The organism is Pseudomonas sp. c313 (assembly GCF_055407145.1).
In genome coordinates this window covers 662,083-681,707 of the sequence record NZ_JBUZRD010000003.1, presented here as the reverse complement: position 1 = coordinate 681,707, position 19,625 = coordinate 662,083, and the positions used below count along the sequence as shown (strand labels likewise).

The window sequence follows — 19,625 nt, the reverse complement described above, 5'->3', positions numbered from 1 at the left end:
GCCTAGCTGGCCTTGTCTTCCCGCCCGCGCAACAAGCGATTGGGCATGGCAATCGCCGCCGCCAACCCCAGCAGCGACACCGCCGCGCTGACCATCAGCAAATGCCGGAATGTCTTCAACAACTCCCCGCGCAGGGCATCCTGCGCCGGGCCGGGTGCAGCGTTGAGGCCGTCGAGTAAAACATTCCCGGAGCTGCCTTCAGCCATCAGCGCACCGCTGGCCAAGTGGACGAAACTGGAGTCCTGCAACAGCGCGAGCAGCAACGCCGACATGCACGCCACCCCTACTGCGCCGCCCAGTGAGCGAAACAGGTTAGTGGTGCTGGTGGCGACGCCGATGTCCTGTTGCTCCACCGAGTTTTGCGTGCCCACCAGGGACGTCGGGAACTGCATGCCGGAGGCGATCCCACTGAGCAACATGAACAGGCTGCTCAACACCAGCGCCTGGGGCGCGCTGAAGGCCATGCCGAGGATCGCAATGGGCGTCAGCAGCGCACCGCCAAGGATCATCGGTTTATAGCGGCCGGTCACCGAGGTCATCCGCCCGGCAAAATAGGCGCCCATCGGCAGCCCTATGGCCAGCGGCAGCAGGTGCAACGCGGCGCTGTCGGCACCGGCGCCGGTGACCGTCTGATAGCGCAGGGGCATCAGCACGATCAGCGAGATTGCCTGGAAGCTGGTGAAGAAAATCGTGCACCAGCACAACACCGCGCTACGGTTGGCGAACAGGTGCATCGGCAGCAGCGGCTCCCGCGCCCGGCGTTCGTGCCAGACAAACACCGTCAATGCCACCAGCGCGAAAACCAGCAGGCCCAGGACTTCATCATCGCGCCAGTGATGGCCCTGGCCGATTTCGGTGATACCCAGCAGCAACGCCGTGAGGCCAACGATCATCAGCACAGTGCCGAAGTAATCGATGATCGGCTTGCGCTGCGGTACCGGCAGCCCCACCAGGGTGCGATGGGCCACCCACCAGGCGCCAGCGCCCAGGGGCAGGTTGATCAGGAACACCCAGCGCCAGGACAGGTACTCGGTCATATAACCGCCCAGTACCGGCCCGGCCACGCTGGCCACCGCGTACATGCTGCTGAAATACCCCTGATAACGGCCGCGCTCACGTGGCGGGATAATGTCGCCAATGATCGCCTGGCTCACCGAAATCATCCCGCCCGCGCCGATGCCCTGAAGGATGCGCGCCAGCACCAGTTGCTCCATGCTTTGCGCCATGCCACAGAACAGCGAGGCGATGGTGAACAGGCCCATGCCAATCAGCATCATTGGCCGCCGCCCATACAGGTCGCCGAGCTTGCCGTAGATGGGTACCGCCACCGTCATCGCCACCATATAGCCGGAGATCACCCAGGCCAGCAGGTTAACGTCGTTGAACTGGGCGGAAATGGCCGGCATCGACACGGCGACGATGGTCTGGTCCAGAGCCCCAAGAAAAATCGCCAGCATCAGGGCGACCAGGACACTGCGGATGGCAATGACTGGCTTGGGTTGAGCGGGTTGAGCGCACTGATTGAGGTTGGTCACGACAGAGCCTGCTGGCAAGGCCCACGAGGAAAAGGGCCCGCGGGAATGCTCGTCAGTGTACTCGATAGGTCGCTATTCGATAGCCTCACAAGGAAGTCCGACGTAATTTTCTGCGATGGTTTTGCGCCCGGCTTCGGAGTCAACAAAGTACTCCAGTTCACTTTGGGCGATGCGCTGGCTGAATCCGTCCGCCTCCGGGAAGTGGTGCAGCATCGAGGTCATCCACCAGGAAAACCGTTCGGCCTTCCAGATCCGCCGCAAGCAGATGGCCGAGTATTTCTCCAACAGGTCCACCCTGCCCTCGCGGTAAACCTTGAGCAGAATATTGAACAAGGTGCTGACATCGCTGGCCGCCAGGTTCAAGCCCTTGGCGCCGGTGGGCGGCACAATGTGAGCGGCGTCCCCCAACAGGAACAGGCGGCCGTACTGCATCGGTTCGACCACAAAACTGCGCAGCGGCGCGATGCTCTTTTCGATGGACGGCCCAGTCACCAACTGCGCAGCCAGGTCCTGGGGCAGACGGGTTTTCAACTCATCCCAAAAGCGCTGATCGGACCAGTCTTCAATCGGCTCCTCTGCGGGTACTTGCAGGTAATAGCGGCTGCGGGTGGCCGAGCGCATGCTGCACAGGGCGAAGCCACGCTCGTGTTTGGCGTACACCAGTTCATCATGAATCGGCGGGGTATCGGCGAGAATGCCCAGCCAGCCAAACGGGTAGGCCCGCTCGAAAATCTTCAGGGCGTCGGCCGGGATCGACTGGCGCGCCACCCCGTGGAATCCGTCGCAGCCAGCAATGTAGTCGCAGTCCAGGCGAAACGTTTCGCCCTCATAGTCAAAGGTCAGCCAGGGCTGTTCGCTTTTCATAGCGTGCGGCTGCACATTACTGGCTTCATACAGCGTGATGGCGCCTGCGGCTTTACGTGCGGCCATCAGGTCGCGGGTGACTTCGGTCTGGCCGTAGATCATCACCGTCTTGCCGCCGGTCAGGGCCTTGAGGTCGATATGTTTCAACTGGCCGTTCAGCGCCAACTCGAAACCGTCATGGACCAGGCCTTCAGCGTCCATGCGTTGGCTGACGCCAGCCTGGCGCAATAGATCGACCATGCCTTGCTCCAGCACACCGGCACGGATACGACCTTGCACATAGTCGGGCGTCTGGCGCTCTAGAATAAGGGTCTCAATGCCTGCGTTGTGCAGCAACTGGCCGAGCAACAGCCCGGAGGGACCTGCGCCGATAATGGCGACTTGGGTTTTCAGCGTTTTCATTATTTTTATGGCCCGCAAACTTCACGCGAACGTATTCGGTGAAAGAGTTGTCTTTGGTTCTGCTGCTGGCATTTTTCACTTGAGTGGTCGGCATGAGAAGGTGAAAACTGCGCCAAACCCTGCGCTTTTTGCCAATAGGGGCGATTACCGCACCACCATCCTGAGTACCGGATTTAAAACATGACTAAAACTGCCAGCCCCGTGATTCCGGTGTTCAAACTCTACGGAGAAAGCCAGCAGTGGCCGACGCCGGATTTGTTGCACTGTGAAACCATCTCCCGGCGCAGCCGTGAGTACCAGTGGGAGATCCAGCCCCACCGGCACGCGGACCTGTGTCAGTTGCTGTATGTGCACAAGGGCCAGGCGCAACTGGAGATCGAAGGCCAGCGCAGTACGCTGACCGAGTCGACGCTGCAGGTGCTGCCACCGCTGTGCGTGCATGGTTTCCGTTTTTCCGAGGACATCGAAGGTTATGTGGTGACGCTAGCGGCACCACTGGTGGCGCACTTGCAGGGGCAACTGGGCTCGACGGTGGACGGTTTGAGCGCCTTGGGCAATTATCCGGCGGGCAGGGACAATAACTACCTCAACAGCCTCTTCGCCCGCCTGCAGGACGAATACAACGACGACTTCCCGGCGCGGGACATGATGATGCACGCCCTGGTCAGTGTGCTGCTGGTGTGGGTCAGCCGTCAGGCCATCCGGCACCGCCATCCTCGGGCGCCGCGGGGTCGCGAGTACTTTCGCCGCTTCACCCAACTGGTGGAGCAGCACTACCGCGAACACCCGAAGATCGAGGACCTGGCGCACAAGCTGGGGATCTCGGTGTCGCACCTTAACGGCACTTGCCGGGAACTGGGGGGACAACCGGCGCTGCAGATCATGCATGACCGCCAATTGCTGGAGGCCAAGCGCCTGCTGACCTACACCAGCATGACCATCAATGAAATGTCGGAAGTGTTGGGCTTTTCCGACCCGACCAATTTCTCACGGCTGTTTCGCCGACGTGTCGGGTTTTCGCCCAAGGCGTTTCGGGAGCAGTTGAAGGTCGATTCCCAGGCAACTACCTGAGGGCACTCAACGTCGCTGTATATGGAATGCATTGATCATGGTTGCAACTGGCAGCCATGCTCGGCTGCATGCGGGTCTGTTCGGCGCGATACGCGGCAGTGCCGTAGAGCAGTGTAGCGCCGGCGCACAGGGTGAAAATCATCAGGTACTTTCTTGTTTTGATCGTCATGGCATTGACCTCTAAACAGATCAAGAAGGTGCTGTACTAAGCATAGGCCAGCCAAAGCGAGTTGCCAGTATCGGGCGGTATTCAGCACCTTTATGACGTTTAAAGACCGACATCCCACGCCGGCTCTTGCGCAAACCTGAGCACCAGGAAATCCAGCAGGCTGCGCAGCGCCGACGGCATGTGTTTGCGTGAGGCATACACCGCGTACATGTTCATCTGACGCGGCTCGGCGCCAGGCAACAGGCGGATCAGTTCGCCACTGCGGATGTAATCGCCGGCCTGGTAGCTGGGCAACATCGCCACTCCCGCTCCGGCGAGTGTCACCTTTAGCAAAGTGCTGGCCTCGTTGGCGGTGATATTGCCTTGCACCTGCACCGAGACGGGCTCGCCGTCTTCCTCGAAGTGCCAGAGACTTTTGCCGAAGTAGGAATGGGTCAGGCAGTTGTGCCGCGCCAGGTCTTCCACCCGCTGTGGCTGGGCATGTTCCAGCAGATAAGCGGGCGATGCGCAGATCACCGAACGACACACCGTCAGCTTGCGGGCGATCAAGCTGGGGTCCAGGTCGTTGCTGGTGCGGATCGCTAGGTCGATGCGTTCATCCACCAGGTTCACCGTGCGGTCGAGCATCTGCAGGTCGACACTGACCAGCGGGTAGCGCTTGACGTATTCAGCCATGGCGTCCGCCAATTGCGCCTGGCCGAACGAAGTGCTGACACTCAGGCGTAACTGGCCACGGGGCGCGTCATCTGGCTCGCTGACGGCGGCCTGCATGTCGCTGCACAGCTCCAGCATCTGTCGGCAGCGAGGCAAGGTTTCGCTGCCGGCGGCGGTCAGGCTGAGTTTTCGGGTGGTGCGGTGCATCAGGCGCGCGCCGACCCAGTCCTCCAGCTCCGCCAGGTAACGCGACACCACCGGGCGCGACAGATCCAGATGATCGGCAGCGGCCGATTGGCTGCCCAGGTCGACCACCGCGACAAACACACGCATTGCTTGAAGACGATCCATGATTTGCCCGATTTTAGAAACAAACTATGTCCCAGCATCGCATTTTTTGTAGCGTTCAGTGCAACTAAGCTCTGCCCATCGCCTACCGATTGCTGGAGTTGCACATGTTTGGATTCTCGACCCTCAACCGCTTTGCACTGGCTTGCGCCGTCCTGGGCTTTGCCGCCCATGCCGCAGCCGCCGACCTGACCCTGGACGTCTATAACCCAGGCGAGGCAGCAATCTTCCCGGTCAGCTCGGTGCTGGTCAGCGGTGAGAAAGACGCCATCCTGGTGGACGCGCAATTCGGCAAGGGCCAGGCCGAGCAACTGGTGCAGAAAATCCGTGCCAGCGGCAAGCAACTGACCACCATCTATATCAGCCATGGTGACCCGGACTACTACTTCGGCCTCGATACCCTGACCGCTGCGTTCCCCAAGGCCAAGGTCCTGGCACCGCAGCCGGTGGTGGACCATATCAAGGCCACGGCTGCAGGAAAAATTGCGTTCTGGGGCCCGAAAATGGGTGCCGACAAACCCGCCAAAACCATCATCCCGCACGTGCTTGAAGGCCATAGCCTGACCCTCGAAGGGCAGACCCTGGAAGTGATCGGCCTGGACGGCCCGCAGCCGGACCGCAGCTTCGTGTGGATTCCATCGATCAAGGCCGTGGTCGGTGGCGTGGTGGTCTCGGAAAACATCCACCTGTGGATGGCCGATACCCAAAGCGCACAATCCCACGCCGACTGGCTGGCGACCCTGCAACGCATTGAAAGCCTGAAACCGAACACCGTGGTGCCGGGTCATTACCTGGGCACGCCTTCGCTGAAGTCGGTGGCGTTCACGGCTGACTACATCAAGGCCTTCGACCAGGAAACCGCCAAGGCCAAGGACTCTGCCGCACTGATCAATGCAATGAAAAAGCGCTACCCGAACCTGGCCGACGAAAGCTCCCTGGAGCTGAGCGCCAAAGTCGCCAAAGGCGAAATGAAGTGGTGAATTGATCCAACCCTTACCGCACTGGAGAACGTCATGAGCAAGATTGCAATCATTGGTGCCACCGGCCGCACGGGTAGCCAGCTGTTGGAAGAAGCCCTGCGTCGTGGCCACAGCGTCACGGCCATCGCCCGTAACACCGACAAGATCGAAACACGTCCTGGAGTGACCATCAAACAAGTGGATGCCCTGGACGCCGAAGCTCTGCAAAAGGCCATTAGCGGTAGCGACGTAGTGATCAGCGCGGCGCACTTCGCTACGCTGCCTGCCACCGCCGTGATCGGCCCAGTGAAAAAGGCCGGGGTGAAGCGACTGTTGGTAGTGGGCGGTGCGGGCTCGTTGTTGTTGCCTGGTGGTCAGCGAGTGATCGACAGCGCTGGTTTCCCTGAAGAGTACAAGGCTGAGGCCAGCGCTGGCAGTGTGTTTCTTGACACTCTGCGTCAGGAGAAAGAACTGGACTGGACTTTTCTTTCGCCGTCGGCGGAGTTCGTTGAGACCGAACGCACCGGCAAATTCCGCGTGGGCCAGGATGATTTACTGGTAAGCAGTGAAGGCAGGAGCTGGATCAGCTTTGCTGACTATGCCATTGCGTTGGTGGATGAAGTGGAAACACCCAAGCATTCCCGCCAGCGGTTTACCGTCGGATATTAAGGCTGGCGCGGGCTATGTGGGAGTGGGTTGCGGCATAGGTTGGGTTGGGTACAAAAAGCGGCAAAGTAACCAAAGCGCTCTTGCCCCACCACTTGATGCCTCGCTTAGGCCATCGTGGTTAACGGGGCGCCTAAGATCAAAATCAAAAACCTATCCCATGCCCACTGTAGGAGCGAGCTTGCTCCGGGCGGCGTTCCGACGATGGTCGTTAACGATGACGCTGGCATCCTGAATCACCGCGGCGCCCTCAGGTTCTTCGCGAGCAAGAACTAGGCGTCCCCCTCGCTCCTACAGGAAAGCGGATTGGCACTGGCTTTTGCTCTGCCTGCCCATAAAACCAGAGGCCGAACGCAGGTGTTGCGCAGTGGGTGAGTCATACCCCAGCAGGAGCGCTTTGGTTACTTTCGTCTGGGCCGGCATTCCGGCTTTTCGAAAGTGACACGCCGTAAGGGCGTAACCCTAAGCAGCCGTTACCGCAACAACGGATATGTACTCAAACCTGCCCCCAAATATCAGCAACGGCAACCTCAAGAAATGAACTGACCCCACAAAGTTGGACGGTTTTCTATCTACGCCTGCCCGACCAACCAGTTCATCAACGCCTCAAGCCCCACCGAAGGCTTGGTCCCCGGTGGATACACCAGGTAATAGCCCATCCCCGTCGGCACCTTCAATTCAAACGGTGTCACCAGCCGCCCGGCCTTGAGGTCTTCGCCGATCAATGCGCTGTCGCCAATGGCCACGCCAGAACCTTGGGAAGCCACGGTCATGGCCAGATCCAGTGTCTCAAAATGATGCCCTTGGTTGAGGTTACTCAAGCGCGTACCGGCCGCCTTCAGCCACAACGCCCAATCCCGACCATCGCGCGTGGGGTGCAACAGCACCTGCTGCTGCAAGTCCGCCGGGGTACACAAGCCGCCGAGCAAGGCCGGCGCACACACCGGCGTCAGTTGCTCATCAAACAAATGCCTGGCCTGGGCCGACTGCTCGGCAATCGGGGCGTAGACCACCGCCGCATCAAACTGCTCGCGGCGAAAATCCACGGTGTAGGCCACGGTAGTGGTCAGTTCCACCGGCACGTCCGGCCGCTCCTGTTGCCACTGCATCAAGCGCGGCAACAACCAGCGCATCACGCAGGTGGAGGCTTTCAACTGCAAGGTCTCGCGACGGGAGCCGATCTGCTCTGCCGCCTGCGAGATCAGGCCGAATACCTGTTGCACCCGCAGCGCCCATTCACGGCCCTCCTCGGTCAGGCTCAAGCCTCGGGCCTGACGCTGGAACAGCGCGTAACCCAAATGGCTTTCCAACCCGGCAATCTGCCGGCTCACCGCGCCTTGGGTGATGTGCAACTGCTCGGCCGCGCGGGTGAAGTTGCAGTACTGGGCGGTGACCCAGAACGTGTGCAATGCGGGCAGCGGCGGAAGGCGTTTCATCAGATGACAGCCATGACGTGAGGACATGGCTAGTATGACTTTTAATCGATTGTGGTCGCTACAGCCCAGCCGTTCCAATACCGCCTTCAATCAATAACAAGAGCGACGATATGGCGACGTGCGGCGAAGTATTGGTCAACCTTCTGGAAGGCTACGGCGTGGAACAGGTGTTCGGCATCCCCGGCGTACATACCGTGGAGTTGTACCGTGGCCTGGCCCGCTCCGGCATCCGTCACGTCACCCCACGCCACGAACAGGGCGCCGGTTTTATGGCCGACGGCTACGCACGCACCAGCGGCAAGCCCGGCGTATGTTTCATCATCACCGGCCCTGGCATGACCAATATCAGCACCGCCATGGGCCAGGCCTACGCCGATTCGATCCCGATGCTGGTGATTTCCAGCGTGCAGTCCCGCAACCAGTTGGGCGGCGGGCGCGGCAAGTTGCATGAACTGCCGAACCAGGGCGCGATGATCGCGGGCGTCTCGGCGCTCTCCCATACTTTGATGTCGGCAGCAGAATTGCCCGGCGTACTGGCGCGGGCCTTTGCCTTGTTTCAGGCCGGACGGCCGCGCCCGGTGCATATCGAAATCCCCCTCGACGTGCTGGTGGAAAACGCCGACGCCCTGCTGGGCAGCGCACCCGTCAGCGTAGCCCGCGCCGGTGCCGCGCCCTCGGCAATCAAGCAGATGAGCCAGCTACTGGCCGCCGCCAAACACCCGTTGATCCTCGCGGGCGGCGGCGCCATTGATGCTGCCCCCGCGTTGACCCGCCTGGCCGAAACCCTCGGCGCGCCGGTGGCCCTGACCATCAACGCCAAAGGCATGTTGGCGGCCAATCATCCGTTGCTGATCGGCTCGACTCAAACACTGGTCGCCACCCGCGCCCTGGTGGCCGAGGCCGATGTGGTGCTGGCCATCGGCACGGAACTGGCGGAAACCGACTACGACGTCACCTTCGCGGGTGGCTTCGAGATTCCCGGCGCCTTGCTGCGCATCGACATCGACCCCGACCAGACCGTGCGCAACTACCCGCCACAAGTGGCGCTGGTGGCCGACGCACAGATCGCCACCGAAGCGTTGCTGGCCGAGTTGAGTGCTCAATCAATGGCCCCTCGCAACACTGACTGGGGCACAAACCGCGTCGCCCGACTTTGGGCTGAGTTGGCGCCCACTTGGGATGCTGCCACTCGCGCGCAAACCCTGTTCCTCAATACAGTGCTGGAAGAGTTGCCCGACGCCGTGATCGTGGGCGACTCCACCCAACCGGTGTACACCGGCAACCTGACCCTGAACCTCGACCAGCCACGCCGCTGGTTCAACTCATCCACTGGCTACGGCACCCTCGGCTATGCCTTGCCAGCGGCCATCGGTGCGTGGCTGGGGCGCGGCGCTACTGCGCCAGTGGCGTGCCTGATCGGCGACGGCGGCCTGCAATTCACCTTGGCAGAACTGGCCAGCGCGGTGGAAGCACGCACACCGATCATCGTCCTGCTGTGGAATAACCAGGGCTATGAAGAGATCAAGAAATACATGGTCAACCGCGCTATCGAACCCGTAGGAGTGGACATCTACACCCCGGACTTTATCGGTGTGGCCAAGGCGCTGGGGTGTGCGGCGCAGGCGATCAAGGGTGTTGAAGAGCTGCGCCAGGCATTGCGCGCCGCCATGGATCGCCAGGGGCCGACGTTGATTGAAATCGATCAAGGCATTTGGACCAAGGCAGTATTGGTATGAGCGTCGGCGCATTTTTTCAATAGCCCCAGCGACTTTCTCATTTGCGCCCCTCCCCCGTGCGCGGCCTAATAATGCCCTTGTCATTTCAAGGCCCGCCCATGGAAAACGTTCACGCAAAACCCGCCACTGCCCTCTGGCTGATGATCAGCGTGGTACTGGTTGCCCTTAACTTGCGCCCGTCGATGGCGGCGGTCGGCCCCTTGCTGTCATCGATTCGCGGCGATGTGCCGTTGAGTTTCAGCAGTGCGGCGTTGCTGACCATGTTGCCGGTGATGGCCATGGGTTTGGCGATGTTTTTCGGCATGGGCCTGGCCAAGCGCTTTGGTGAGCACCGCAGTATCGTCGCGTCACTACTGGTGATTGGCCTGGCGACTGCGTCGCGGCTGTTTCTCGACTCCGCCGCCGAGTTGATCGTCAGCGCCATTGCCGCCGGGGTGGGCATTGCGATGATTCAGGTGCTGATGCCGGCGCTGATCAAATCCCGTTTCAGCGATAACGTTTCGCTGTTTATGGGCCTTTACGTCACCGCGATCATGGGCGGTGCCGCCCTCGCCGCGTCGTTCTCGCCGCTTGTCCAGGTGCAGACCGGCAGCTGGCGCATCGGCCTGGCAATCTGGGCCGTGCTTGCTGTGCTGGCGCTGGTGTTCTGGTACGCACAACGCTCGACATTGCCGCCACTGCCGCAAACCTCTGCGGGCCCTCAGGAATCGTTTTTCGGCAATCGCCGGGCCTGGTTGCTGGCGATCTTTTTCGGCCTTGGCACCGCGTCCTACACCTGTGTACTGGCCTGGCTGGCGCCGTACTACGTTGAGCAAGGCTGGAGCGAACAGAACGCCGGTTTGCTGCTGGGTTTTCTGACTGCCATGGAGGTGGTTTCCGGCCTGATCACCCCGGCCATCGCCAACCGGCGCCGGGACAAGCGTAGCGTGGTGGCGGTGTTACTGGTGCTGATCATCGCCGGGTTCTGTGGCCTGATCCTTTCCCCGCAGCACCTTAGCCTGCTGTGGCCGTGTCTGTTGGGCCTGGGAATTGGCGGTTTGTTTCCAATGAGCCTGATCCTGTCCCTTGATCACCTGGACAACCCGCGCCGCGCCGGTGGCCTGACGGCCTTCGTGCAGGGCATCGGCTACTTGATCGCGGGTCTGTCGCCGCTGATCGCCGGGATGATCCGCGATCAACTGGGCAGTTTCGAATGGGCCTGGTGGTCGCTCACCGCCGTCGTGGTCGTGATGCTGCTGATCGTGTTGCGCTTCGATCCACGGCATTACCAGCAGCATATTCAATAGCGCGGACTAGAGCGTCGCGTTCGAAACATTATTTGTCCCACAGCAAACATAGAAGAGCCCTACAGACCTTTCTATTGGTACGAGCGTTCCGTTAACATTTTGTCCTTGTCGTGCGCTGTACCAGTGCCAAGGGCTTACCGGACGGAACAGATGCTAAACAGCAACTTGCTTAGAAAGCTCGATATGCAGGACTTGATGGTATTTATCGCTGTGTATGAGCAAAGCAGCGTCACCGACGTGTCCGAAACCCTCTTTGTCAGCCAGTCCACGGTCAGCTACAGCCTGAAGAAACTGCGTACCAGCTTCGAGGACGAGTTGTTTATCAACACCCGCGCGGGCATGCGTCCGACCTACAAGGCCGGTGCCATGTACGGTCATGTGCAAAAGATTCTGGAAAGCATCAACCTGTGCCACGCAGGTAGCCAGGTGTTCGACCCGACCCAAAAAGCCGCGACGTTCAACGTCTGTGCCCCCGAGTATTTTGAGCAGTTGATCCTGCCTCGCCTGCTGAAGAACTTCGACAAGGCCGACCTGCCGGTGATCGTTAATGTGCAGAAGCTGGAAACCGATATTCCCGCCGAGGCCTTGCGCGACGGACGACTGGATCTGGTGATCTGCTTCGGGCCGCACTTTCATCGCGAGCACAAGGATTTGAAGACGCAGAGGCTGCTGGAAGATGACTTGGTGTGTGTCTTTGACAAGCATGCGGCGCCACGGGAACCGGCGTTCAGCCTGCAATCCTTCGTCGCACGCCGTCATGTGTTTCCGACGCCCTGGACCTCTACCACCAACATGATCGACGGCTGGCTGGCACGCCAGGCCCACAAGCGCCAGGTGATTGCCCGCGCCAATAGCTATAGTGCGGCGCTGAAGATGATTACTGGCACCGACTTTATCGTCACCCTGCCCCGCCGAGTGCAGAAGCTGCTGGCGCTGGAACCGGTATTTGGCCACTGCGAAGCGCCCAACGGCCTGCCGGGGTTCACCCTGGACATGCAATGGAACGAGTCAAGCGAGCAAGGCTGCGCCAACGCCTGGTTCCGCGAGCAAGTGCTGAAGGTGTGTGCAGGAGAGCTACAAGCTAAAAGCTAAAAGCTAAAAGCTGCAAGAACTTAGATAGCTTGCAGCTACTGTCCTATAGCGACCTTACTGTAGGACTCACGATCAATGTCCAGCAACTCGACACTGAGTTGAACTTGAATATCGGCAGGCCACGGCCCCAACTCCTGCAACACCGCCAGCAGGTTTTCCGAGAGTTGCTTCTTGATTTGCGGCGAACGTCCGCTGAGCAAGGCCAACCTCACCGCGACAAAACCGCGTGGGTTCATCGCAGTACCCACACGAAAGCTTTCGACCTTCACCGCACGGCTCTTGATGTCGAACTCGGCACCGAACTGCCCCGAGGTCACCAAGGTGTGATTGAGCCGCAACAGGGCCTTGTCAGTGTCCAGCTCCGGCAGGTTGGCGGTGTATTCCAGATGCAGGTGAGGCATGAAAGGCTCCGAGTTATTGCAGGAAAAGAGTCATAGATATAGCACGAGACGCAAAGTGCTCCGGATGAAAGCGGTTTCACTCAGGGCTTTGCCAACGGCAACAATTCCCGATCACTCATGAACGCTTCCAACCGCGAGCGCATCCAGCGTTCCGCCGGGTCAGTGTCGACATGGCTGAGCCAGACCATGGACAAATCCAGGGTCGGGGTTTCAAACGGAAACGGCTCGCAGAACAGGTTGCCCGAAGCGGCCATGGCCTGGGCGGTGTAGTCCGGCAGGCTGGCGATCATGTCGGTGCCGGCCAACAGCGCCGGCAGAGAGCTGTATTGCGGCACCGACAACACCACATGGCGTTTGCGGCCGATTTCCGCCAGCCATTCATCGGCGAATCCGGCGACGTTGGCGGTGTGGGACACCAGCACATGGGGCCGCGCACAGTATTCATCGAGGGTCAGCGGGCGATCCGAGGCATCAGCGCGCAACACACTGGGGCGGATATGGCGCAGCAACTTGCGCTTGGCATTGGCCGGCAAGCCACGGGTTTGGGTAATGCCGACGGTGATATCGCCGGAGGCCAGCAGGTCCGGAATGCGCCAGTAATCGACATGCTGTACCACGAACACTACCTGAGGCGCTTCCACTCGCAGGGTGCGCAGCAACGGCGGCAGCAGGCCAAACTCGACGTCATCGGACAGGCCGATGCGAAAGGTCATGGTGCTGATGGTCGGATCGAAATCATGGGTCAGGCTCAAGGCCACCGACAACGAGTCCAGGGCCGGCGACAAATACCGGATAATTTCCTCGGCCCGCGCCGTCGGCTCCATGCGATGGCCGACGCGGATAAACAGTGGGTCGTTAAACAGGGTGCGCAGGCGATTGAGGGCAGAACTGATGGTCGGCTGGCCGAGAAACAACTTCTCCGCCACCCGCGTCACATTGCGCTCAAGCATCAGCGTTTCGAAGACCACCATCAGGTTGATGTCGGCCTTGCGTAGTTCATTACGATTCATCGGCGCCCGCCCACTGCACAAAACAAGGGGCAGTTTAGAAACACAGTGGGCCCTGCGTCTATGCGCAGACTATCCAACCGCCTTCATTGGGACTATAAATCAGCTTCCACGGGTTACGAGAACACCAACGTGCTGGTCATTCTTGCCTTGGCCGTCCTGATGGCCGGGTTCTTTATCTGGCTAATCAAATTCATTGCCCATCCGACCGCCAGGACCCTGTTGCGGGTGTTTGTCGGAGTGTGCCTGGCGGCCGTCGTGGCGTTTTTGTTTCTCGCTTCAGGATTTCCCACCTCATTACTGCTCTCGTCTGGCTGACCTCCGTACCGCAGTTGTCGAGCCCCTGCGAGGCTACGTCGGCCACAACACCGCCATCAGATCAGCCCCCTGGCACAAACGCAGCGCCGCCATGGCCGCCGATAATGTTGGCCGGGCATACACCCAAGAGGAAATAACCGGTGGCACGGGCCCGCCGCCCCAGCGCACAACCGCCGCCGCATGTAGTGGTGACCGTCATGGCCCGTTGATGATTAACTGGCCGCTCATTTCAACCACGTACGCAAGGATCGCTCACCCATGAAATTCGCCTACACCATCGTCTACGTTCCCGATGTATCCGCTTCGCTGCAGTTTTTCGAAAACGCCTTCGGATTTACCCGCCGTTTCCTGCATGAATCGGGCACGTATGGCGAGTTGGAAACGGGGAGTACCACCCTTTCCTTCGCGGCGCATGAATTGGGCGAGATGAATTTCAGCGGTGGGCATGTTGAGGCTCATGCATCAAGGCAGCCTCTGGGGATGGAGCTGGGTTTTGTCACGAATGATGTCACCGTCGCACACGCCAAGGCGCTGGCCGAGGGGGCTATTGAGTTGTCGCCGCCCGCCGCCAAACCCTGGGGACAGGTGGTGTCTTATGTGCGTTGCCCAGACGGAACATTGGTAGAGCTGTGTACCCCAATTCAAGGCTAAAAAAAAGCCCCGCCAAGTAGGCGGGGCTCCGACGCCTGGGTCATGGCTTGAGCGGGCGCTCTTCGTCCCGCTCGGAAAGCTCCTTGCCATCGTCCGGATGCTTCCAGGTCTGGGGCCGCTCTTCCTCATGACCTGGTTTGGAGCGCTCGTGATCCGAATCTTCCTGCTGCTTTTGTTCTTTGGTCATACCCACCTCCCATCCGTAAGAATTGGACACACTGGGCAAGCATAGAACAGAGAAGGCTCTTGCGTGACAGGATTGGTTTGGGTGTGTTTGATACCCTCGATACGAATGCATCCGCCATCGCAGCTAGAATTCTGAAGCTGAGGCAATAAACGCTATCAAATACCTTGAGATGACGGAGAGATTACCGCGCGGCATGCTCTGAGCGAGATACCGGAATGCAGCTGATAGCGCGGGAAAAAAGTAGTACCACTGAGTAGTACAGTCGGAAATGAAAAAGCCCCCGGAATCAGCAACGATTACGGGGGCTTAGTCTTATTCAATAATGGCGGAGAGATAGGGATTCGAACCCTAGGTACCGGTGAAGGTACAACGGATTTCGAATCCGTCCCATTCGGCCACTCTGGCATCTCTCCAACGGCGCGCATCATAACAGCCTGTTACCGGGAAGCAAAGCTCCTGGTGGATTTTTTTCCGTGCTATCAGATGCTTGCGTCGATTACAGCGGTACGCCGAGACGGTTGGCGACTTCTTCGTAGGCTTCGATGACGTCACCGAGACCCTGGCGGAAGCGGTCCTTGTCCATCTTCTTGCGAGTCTCCTTGTCCCACAGGCGGCAGCCGTCCGGGCTGAATTCGTCGCCCAGGACGATGGAGCCGTCGTGGAACACGCCGAATTCGAGTTTGAAGTCGACCAGCAACAGGCCCGCGTCGTCGAACAGTTTGCTCAGGACGTCGTTGACCTTAAGGGACAGTTCTTTCATGCGCACGAGCTGTTCAGCGGTGCCCCAACCGAACGCCACGACGTGGGATTCGTTGATGAACGGGTCGCCCTTGGCGTCATCCTTGAGGAACAGTTCGAAGGTGTAGGGGTTGAGCTTGAGGCCCTCTTCCACGCCCAGGCGCTTGACCAGGCTGCCGGCGGCGTAGTTACGCACGACGCACTCGACCGGGATCATGTCGAGCTTTTTCACCAGGCATTCGTTGTCGCCCAGCAGTTTGTCGAATTGAGTCGGCACGCCGGCTTCTTCGAGTTTCTGCATGATGAAGGCGTTGAACTTGTTGTTCACCATGCCTTTGCGGTCGAGCTGTTCGATACGCTTGCCGTCGAACGCCGAGGTGTCGTTGCGAAACAGCAGGATCAAGCGGTTAGCGTCGTCGGTCTTGTAAACCGATTTGGCTTTGCCGCGGTAGAGTTCTTCACGTTTTTCCATGATGGGCTCCGCTTGCTAAGTAGGTGGGCTAGGCGATATGTCGCCAGTCGAGCCCTGAATCTTGATCGGCCAGTTGCAGCCAGTCCGGGTCGCACCCGAGGGTGTCGACAAAACATTGCCGGGCCAGCTGCGGCAGGTTGTTCTTGCTGCTCAGGTGGGCCAGGACCAGGTGTTGCAGGTCTTGCCAGCCCAACTCATACACCAGGTACGCCGCCTGATGGTTGTTCAAATGTCCCAGTTCCCCACCAACCCGCTGCTTGAGAAAGTACGGGTAGTGACCACGGGCAAGCATGTCACGGCAGTGGTTGGACTCGATCATCAATGCATCGAGGTCCCGATAACCGTCCAGCACCTTGGCGCAGTAGGAACCCAGGTCGGTGAGCAGGCCGAAGCGTCGCTCACCGTCACTGAACACGTACTGTGTCGGTTCCTGGGCATCGTGAGCCACGGCAATGACGTCAATGCTCAAGGCACCAATCTGCAGTTGCTCGCCACCGGCCAACAAACCTGCGGGCTCTATGGGTTTGCGCATCCCGCGCAAGGTACCGCGACTCAGGTACACCGGAAGATTGTAGCGCCGAGACAGCAAACCCACGCCATGCACGTGGTCGGCATGTTCGTGGGTCACCAGAATCGCGCTCAACTGCGAGGGGTGAACCCCCAGGCGCAGCAGGCGCCGCTCGGTTTCCCGCAGGGAGAAACCACAATCCACCAGGACGTACGTGTCGTCGTGGGCTACTAGCGTGCCGTTCCCTTGGCTACCGCTGCCGAGAACGGCAAACCGCATTGGATATCAGCCCAGGTTGTCCTGAATCACGCCCAACACTTTGCGCGCCACTTCTGCCGGCGCCACGGTGTTGATGTTTTTCTCTACGGTGACTTGCACGTTGTCGCCTACCTTGCTCAGGCGAACCTGATAACGCTCGGCGCGGGTTTCGACTTCTTCCTTGCTTGGCTTGCTGCCGAACAATTTGCCGAAGAAACCTGGCTCTTCGTCTTTCTTCTCGGCTTTTTCGGCCAAGTTGATGTAGTACAGGCCCAGGCTGCGGTTGATGTCTTCAACGCGCCATTCGCCTTGTTCCAGCGCACGGCCGACACTCGACCAGGCACGGTCCAGGTCTTCACCCAGGTTGAGCACGACGTTACCGCTACCGTCTTCGGTGAGGCTGACGCGGTTAGGCGTGTCGTAATCACGAGCGGCCAGAAGGGAGACGGAACCGCCCTTCTCGGAAATGCGGCTCATGCTGGCGAGCATCTCGTCGACCAGCGCGGAATCGACACCGGTGTTGACCGAGCGATTGGTGAAGTCGACGTTGGCGGTGCTGCCGGCAGGACGCTCGGCGCTGACTACGTAGACTTCACTGGTATTGCGTTGCACGCCAGGTTCGATGCGCACACGAATGCGGCTTTCGCCGTCAGCCGCGATGCCACCGGCTTGCAGGCGCTTGGCCATGTTGGCCGATAATTCATTGGGCTGCTGCCACGCGGTGGTGAACTCACCGGTCTGCGGGCGCTGCTCATCGATACGGAAACCGTTGTCCTGGAAGAACTGCAAGGCTACCGGCCAGACTTCGGCAGGCGGGCGCTGAGCCATGATCCAACGGGAATCACCGCTCTTCTGCAGGCTGTAGTCGCTGGCATCGGCCACGGCCGAGATCGGCAGTGGGCGTGGCACTTCGTACTCGCCCTTGACGGTGTCGTCGGCCACGTTGCGCGGAATCGGCAGCAACGGGTCAAGACGCTTGGCGACGTTGACGTCCGGCGGCAATTGCATCGGTGCGGTTTGTTGTGCTTCCAGGTAATCGCTGCCGCGGTCACGGAAGTAGCCTTCCGGGCCCCAGATCCAACCGCAGCCACTGGTGCTGGAGATAATCAAGGCAAGTGCGGAAAGTCCGGCCAATCGCTTCATGCGTAATGCTTCCTCAATTAAACCAGGACGCCGGACTGGCGCAGGGCCTGTCGCAGCGGTTCGTGACAGGCTTCGCTGAGCCAGGTGAGCGGCAGACGGATACCGTCCGGCATCATACCCATCTCATGCAGCGCCCATTTCACGGGAATAGGGTTGGATTCGATAAACAGGTTTTTGTTGAGCGGCACCAGTTGCTCATGGATCGCACGGGCCTTGACGGCATCGCCAGCGAGAGCAGCGGCACACAGCTCGCTCATGAGACGGGGAGCAACGTTGGCAGTTACCGAAATATTGCCCTTGCCACCCAGCAGGATCAGCTCGACAGCAGTCGCGTCGTCACCGGAATACAGCAGGAAGTCGCTGCTCACGCCCGCCAGGATGTCCTTGGCGCGTTGCAGGTCGCCAGTGGCTTCCTTGATGCCAATGATGTTCGGCACGGTAGACAGGCGAATCACGGTCGCAGCCTGCATGTCGCAAGCAGTACGGCCTGGGACGTTATAGAGGATCTGCGGGATGTCGACGGCTTCGGCGATGGTGCGAAAATGCTGGTACAGGCCTTCCTGGGTCGGCTTGTTATAGTACGGCGTCACTAGCAGGCAGGCATCGGCGCCGGCTTTCTTGGCGTTGGTGGTCAGCTCGATCGCTTCGCGGGTCGAGTTGGCGCCGGTACCGGCGATCACCGGGATGCGCCCGGCAACCTGCTTGACGACAAACTTGATCACCTCGATATGCTCTTCCACGCTGAGCGTCGCGGACTCACCAGTGGTGCCGACCGCCACAATGGCGTTGGTGCCCTCTTGCAGGTGAAAGTCCACCAGTTTGCCCAGGCTGTCCCAGTCGAGATTACCTTGTGCATCCATGGGTGTGACCAGTGCCACCATACTGCCCGCAATCATGCAACCGCTCCTGCCGGAAAAAGAGAGCCGTAATGGTACTGGCGCCAAGATGCTTGTACAAGCGAAGTACCGCCTGAGTATGCGTTCTGGATCAACTTAGCGCTCGTCGACGCCATCATTGGGCGAAAGCAGGGTTTGATGAGGGTGATTACGCAATGAAAACGCCACCTCCTAGCCCTCGGCGACGGTTTTCGCTACCCTTCATCCTTTGATCGAGACGCCTATCGACGTATCGACCGCTCATCGCTTTAGGAAGGCTGCATGTCCACCCCCACAGTCCGCGAACAATTCCTTGTCATCAGTGCCCTCGGCGCCAACCCCATGGAGCTGACTAACGTCCTGTGCCGCGCCAGCCATGAAAACCGCTGCGCCGTCGTAACTTCCCGCCTGACCCGCCATGGCGAGTGCAGCGCGCTGGTCCTGCAGATCTCCGGGACCTGGGATGCTCTTGCACGCCTGGAGACCGGTTTGCCGGGCCTGGCCAAGAAGCACGACTTCACCGTTAACATGGTGCGCAGCGCTGCCCTGGAGAATCGTCCACAGGCCCTGCCCTACGTCGCCTATGTCAGTTCGGCCTACCGTTCGGACATCGTCAACGAGCTGTGCCAGTTCTTTATCGACCATAACGTCGACCTGGAAAACCTGACCTGTGACACCTATCAGGCCCCACAGACCGGCGGCACCATGCTCAACGCCACCTTTACCGTGACCTTGCCGGCCGGCGTGCAGATCAGTTGGCTGCGCGACCAGTTCCTGGATTTCGCCGATGCCCTGAACCTCGACGCACTGATCGAGCCATGGCGCCCACAGAACCCAATGTAAGGAAGT

21 protein-coding genes and 1 tRNA gene are annotated in these 19,625 nt (G+C 59.9%); 9 read left to right on the top strand and 13 right to left on the bottom strand.

Going from position 1 to position 19,625, the window contains the following annotated elements:
* Nucleotides 1-2 precede the first annotated feature (2 nt).
* Nucleotides 3-1,535 (bottom strand): MDR family MFS transporter, encoded by a 1,533-nt coding sequence (locus ACZRKZ_RS12715; RefSeq protein WP_463970352.1) that lies wholly within the window; start codon nucleotides 1,533-1,535, stop codon nucleotides 3-5.
* Between the two features lie 72 nt (nucleotides 1,536-1,607).
* Entirely contained in the window at nucleotides 1,608-2,792 is a 1,185-nt protein-coding gene (gene pobA, locus ACZRKZ_RS12710; protein ID WP_463970383.1) for a 4-hydroxybenzoate 3-monooxygenase, read from the bottom strand.
* A 189-nt stretch (nucleotides 2,793-2,981) separates the two neighbouring features.
* Between pobA and ACZRKZ_RS12705 the strand changes: the two genes are divergently transcribed.
* The gene (locus ACZRKZ_RS12705; protein WP_463970353.1) at nucleotides 2,982-3,872 is read left to right on the top strand and encodes a helix-turn-helix domain-containing protein; all 891 of its coding nucleotides are present in this window, start codon (nucleotides 2,982-2,984) and stop codon (nucleotides 3,870-3,872) included.
* Here the strand turns inward: ACZRKZ_RS12705 and ACZRKZ_RS12700 are convergent.
* Both ACZRKZ_RS12700 and ACZRKZ_RS12695 read right to left on the bottom strand, forming a co-directional pair.
* The gene (locus ACZRKZ_RS12700) at nucleotides 3,865-4,041 is read right to left on the bottom strand and encodes a hypothetical protein (RefSeq protein WP_178114512.1); all 177 of its coding nucleotides are present in this window, start codon (nucleotides 4,039-4,041) and stop codon (nucleotides 3,865-3,867) included. The genes ACZRKZ_RS12705 and ACZRKZ_RS12700 overlap by 8 nt on opposite strands.
* Before the next feature lie 99 nt (nucleotides 4,042-4,140).
* Nucleotides 4,141-5,046 carry a LysR family transcriptional regulator gene (locus tag ACZRKZ_RS12695; RefSeq protein WP_463981744.1) on the bottom strand — a complete coding sequence of 302 codons (906 nt, stop codon included), beginning with the start codon at nucleotides 5,044-5,046 and terminating at the stop codon, nucleotides 4,141-4,143.
* A 104-nt stretch (nucleotides 5,047-5,150) separates the two neighbouring features.
* On the opposite strand from ACZRKZ_RS12695, the gene ACZRKZ_RS12690 reads away from it, so the two are divergent.
* Both ACZRKZ_RS12690 and ACZRKZ_RS12685 read left to right on the top strand, forming a co-directional pair.
* Nucleotides 5,151-6,023: an MBL fold metallo-hydrolase gene (locus tag ACZRKZ_RS12690; RefSeq protein WP_463981743.1), complete on the top strand. Its 873-nt coding sequence runs from the start codon at nucleotides 5,151-5,153 to the stop codon at nucleotides 6,021-6,023.
* A gap of 33 nt (nucleotides 6,024-6,056) precedes the next feature.
* On the top strand, nucleotides 6,057-6,671 hold the full coding sequence (locus tag ACZRKZ_RS12685; protein ID WP_463981742.1) for an NAD(P)-dependent oxidoreductase: 615 nt from the start codon (nucleotides 6,057-6,059) through the stop codon (nucleotides 6,669-6,671).
* 569 nt (nucleotides 6,672-7,240) lie between these two features.
* Here ACZRKZ_RS12685 and ACZRKZ_RS12680 read toward each other — a convergent pair.
* A complete protein-coding gene (locus tag ACZRKZ_RS12680) occupies nucleotides 7,241-8,104 on the bottom strand; it encodes a LysR substrate-binding domain-containing protein (RefSeq protein ID WP_463981741.1) in 864 nt (287 codons plus the stop codon).
* Nucleotides 8,105-8,214: 110 nt separating this feature from the next.
* Here ACZRKZ_RS12680 and ACZRKZ_RS12675 point away from each other — a divergent pair, with 110 nt between their 5' ends.
* The 3 genes from ACZRKZ_RS12675 (at nucleotide 8,215) to ACZRKZ_RS12665 (ending at nucleotide 12,218) form a co-directional block, all read left to right on the top strand.
* Nucleotides 8,215-9,840, top strand: a complete 1,626-nt coding sequence (locus ACZRKZ_RS12675) for a 5-guanidino-2-oxopentanoate decarboxylase (RefSeq protein ID WP_463981740.1) — start codon at nucleotides 8,215-8,217, stop codon at nucleotides 9,838-9,840.
* A 98-nt stretch (nucleotides 9,841-9,938) separates the two neighbouring features.
* Complete coding sequence (locus tag ACZRKZ_RS12670) at nucleotides 9,939-11,126, top strand: cyanate transporter (RefSeq protein WP_463981739.1); 1,188 nt, start codon at nucleotides 9,939-9,941, stop codon at nucleotides 11,124-11,126.
* A 150-nt stretch (nucleotides 11,127-11,276) separates the two neighbouring features.
* Nucleotides 11,277-12,218, top strand: coding sequence for a LysR family transcriptional regulator (locus tag ACZRKZ_RS12665; protein ID WP_463981738.1), 942 nt, complete (start codon nucleotides 11,277-11,279; stop codon nucleotides 12,216-12,218).
* Nucleotides 12,219-12,253: 35 nt separating this feature from the next.
* Here ACZRKZ_RS12665 and ACZRKZ_RS12660 read toward each other — a convergent pair whose 3' ends face one another.
* Nucleotides 12,254-12,619, bottom strand: a complete 366-nt coding sequence (locus ACZRKZ_RS12660; RefSeq protein WP_463981737.1) for a 5-carboxymethyl-2-hydroxymuconate Delta-isomerase — start codon at nucleotides 12,617-12,619, stop codon at nucleotides 12,254-12,256.
* An 80-nt stretch (nucleotides 12,620-12,699) separates the two neighbouring features.
* The gene (locus tag ACZRKZ_RS12655) at nucleotides 12,700-13,629 is read right to left on the bottom strand and encodes a LysR family transcriptional regulator (RefSeq protein ID WP_463970361.1); all 930 of its coding nucleotides are present in this window, start codon (nucleotides 13,627-13,629) and stop codon (nucleotides 12,700-12,702) included.
* Nucleotides 13,630-13,689: 60 nt separating this feature from the next.
* On the opposite strand from ACZRKZ_RS12655, the gene ACZRKZ_RS12650 reads away from it, so the two are divergent.
* Together ACZRKZ_RS12650 and ACZRKZ_RS12645 are read left to right on the top strand one after the other, a co-directional pair.
* Entirely contained in the window at nucleotides 13,690-13,944 is a 255-nt protein-coding gene (locus ACZRKZ_RS12650; RefSeq protein ID WP_463970362.1) for an LPXTG cell wall anchor domain-containing protein, read from the top strand.
* A gap of 258 nt (nucleotides 13,945-14,202) precedes the next feature.
* Nucleotides 14,203-14,595, top strand: a complete 393-nt coding sequence (locus tag ACZRKZ_RS12645) for a VOC family protein (RefSeq protein WP_463981736.1) — start codon at nucleotides 14,203-14,205, stop codon at nucleotides 14,593-14,595.
* A 40-nt stretch (nucleotides 14,596-14,635) separates the two neighbouring features.
* Here ACZRKZ_RS12645 and ACZRKZ_RS12640 read toward each other — a convergent pair whose 3' ends face one another.
* The 6 genes from ACZRKZ_RS12640 to dapA all read right to left on the bottom strand — a co-directional run bounded on the left by ACZRKZ_RS12640 (nucleotide 14,636) and on the right by dapA (nucleotide 18,797).
* Entirely contained in the window at nucleotides 14,636-14,782 is a 147-nt protein-coding gene (locus tag ACZRKZ_RS12640; protein WP_178114513.1) for a hypothetical protein, read from the bottom strand.
* Between the two features lie 323 nt (nucleotides 14,783-15,105).
* Nucleotides 15,106-15,195, bottom strand: a tRNA-Ser gene (locus tag ACZRKZ_RS12635).
* 83 nt (nucleotides 15,196-15,278) lie between these two features.
* Entirely contained in the window at nucleotides 15,279-15,992 is a 714-nt protein-coding gene (gene purC, locus ACZRKZ_RS12630; protein WP_133101880.1) for a phosphoribosylaminoimidazolesuccinocarboxamide synthase, read from the bottom strand.
* 28 nt (nucleotides 15,993-16,020) lie between these two features.
* On the bottom strand, nucleotides 16,021-16,779 hold the full coding sequence (locus tag ACZRKZ_RS12625) for an MBL fold metallo-hydrolase (protein ID WP_463981735.1): 759 nt from the start codon (nucleotides 16,777-16,779) through the stop codon (nucleotides 16,021-16,023).
* 6 nt (nucleotides 16,780-16,785) lie between these two features.
* Nucleotides 16,786-17,901: an outer membrane protein assembly factor BamC gene (gene bamC / locus ACZRKZ_RS12620; protein ID WP_463981734.1), complete on the bottom strand. Its 1,116-nt coding sequence runs from the start codon at nucleotides 17,899-17,901 to the stop codon at nucleotides 16,786-16,788.
* Nucleotides 17,902-17,918: 17 nt separating this feature from the next.
* Nucleotides 17,919-18,797, bottom strand: a complete 879-nt coding sequence (gene dapA / locus ACZRKZ_RS12615) for a 4-hydroxy-tetrahydrodipicolinate synthase (protein ID WP_463970372.1) — start codon at nucleotides 18,795-18,797, stop codon at nucleotides 17,919-17,921.
* A 261-nt stretch (nucleotides 18,798-19,058) separates the two neighbouring features.
* On the opposite strand from dapA, the gene ACZRKZ_RS12610 reads away from it, so the two are divergent.
* Nucleotides 19,059-19,619, top strand: a complete 561-nt coding sequence (locus ACZRKZ_RS12610) for a glycine cleavage system transcriptional repressor (protein WP_133101884.1) — start codon at nucleotides 19,059-19,061, stop codon at nucleotides 19,617-19,619.
* Nucleotides 19,620-19,625: the final 6 nt, after the last annotated feature.

Coding starts and splice junctions, on each gene's coding strand:
- ACZRKZ_RS12650 (WP_463970362.1), top strand. CDS start 13,690: ATGCGCAGACTATCCAACCGCCTTCATTGGGACTATAAATCAGCTTCC.
- bamC (WP_463981734.1), bottom strand. CDS start 17,901: ATGAAGCGATTGGCCGGACTTTCCGCACTTGCCTTGATTATCTCCAGC.
- ACZRKZ_RS12680 (WP_463981741.1), bottom strand. CDS start 8,104: ATGAAACGCCTTCCGCCGCTGCCCGCATTGCACACGTTCTGGGTCACC.
- ACZRKZ_RS12640 (WP_178114513.1), bottom strand. CDS start 14,782: ATGACCAAAGAACAAAAGCAGCAGGAAGATTCGGATCACGAGCGCTCC.
- ACZRKZ_RS12660 (WP_463981737.1), bottom strand. CDS start 12,619: ATGCCTCACCTGCATCTGGAATACACCGCCAACCTGCCGGAGCTGGAC.
- ACZRKZ_RS12625 (WP_463981735.1), bottom strand. CDS start 16,779: ATGCGGTTTGCCGTTCTCGGCAGCGGTAGCCAAGGGAACGGCACGCTA.
- ACZRKZ_RS12665 (WP_463981738.1), top strand. CDS start 11,277: ATGCTAAACAGCAACTTGCTTAGAAAGCTCGATATGCAGGACTTGATG.
- ACZRKZ_RS12675 (WP_463981740.1), top strand. CDS start 8,215: ATGGCGACGTGCGGCGAAGTATTGGTCAACCTTCTGGAAGGCTACGGC.
- ACZRKZ_RS12695 (WP_463981744.1), bottom strand. CDS start 5,046: ATGGATCGTCTTCAAGCAATGCGTGTGTTTGTCGCGGTGGTCGACCTG.
- ACZRKZ_RS12610 (WP_133101884.1), top strand. CDS start 19,059: ATGTCCACCCCCACAGTCCGCGAACAATTCCTTGTCATCAGTGCCCTC.
- ACZRKZ_RS12655 (WP_463970361.1), bottom strand. CDS start 13,629: ATGAATCGTAATGAACTACGCAAGGCCGACATCAACCTGATGGTGGTC.
- ACZRKZ_RS12700 (WP_178114512.1), bottom strand. CDS start 4,041: ATGACGATCAAAACAAGAAAGTACCTGATGATTTTCACCCTGTGCGCC.
- ACZRKZ_RS12690 (WP_463981743.1), top strand. CDS start 5,151: ATGTTTGGATTCTCGACCCTCAACCGCTTTGCACTGGCTTGCGCCGTC.
- ACZRKZ_RS12670 (WP_463981739.1), top strand. CDS start 9,939: ATGGAAAACGTTCACGCAAAACCCGCCACTGCCCTCTGGCTGATGATC.
- ACZRKZ_RS12705 (WP_463970353.1), top strand. CDS start 2,982: ATGACTAAAACTGCCAGCCCCGTGATTCCGGTGTTCAAACTCTACGGA.
- dapA (WP_463970372.1), bottom strand. CDS start 18,797: ATGATTGCGGGCAGTATGGTGGCACTGGTCACACCCATGGATGCACAA.
- ACZRKZ_RS12645 (WP_463981736.1), top strand. CDS start 14,203: ATGAAATTCGCCTACACCATCGTCTACGTTCCCGATGTATCCGCTTCG.
- ACZRKZ_RS12685 (WP_463981742.1), top strand. CDS start 6,057: ATGAGCAAGATTGCAATCATTGGTGCCACCGGCCGCACGGGTAGCCAG.
- purC (WP_133101880.1), bottom strand. CDS start 15,992: ATGGAAAAACGTGAAGAACTCTACCGCGGCAAAGCCAAATCGGTTTAC.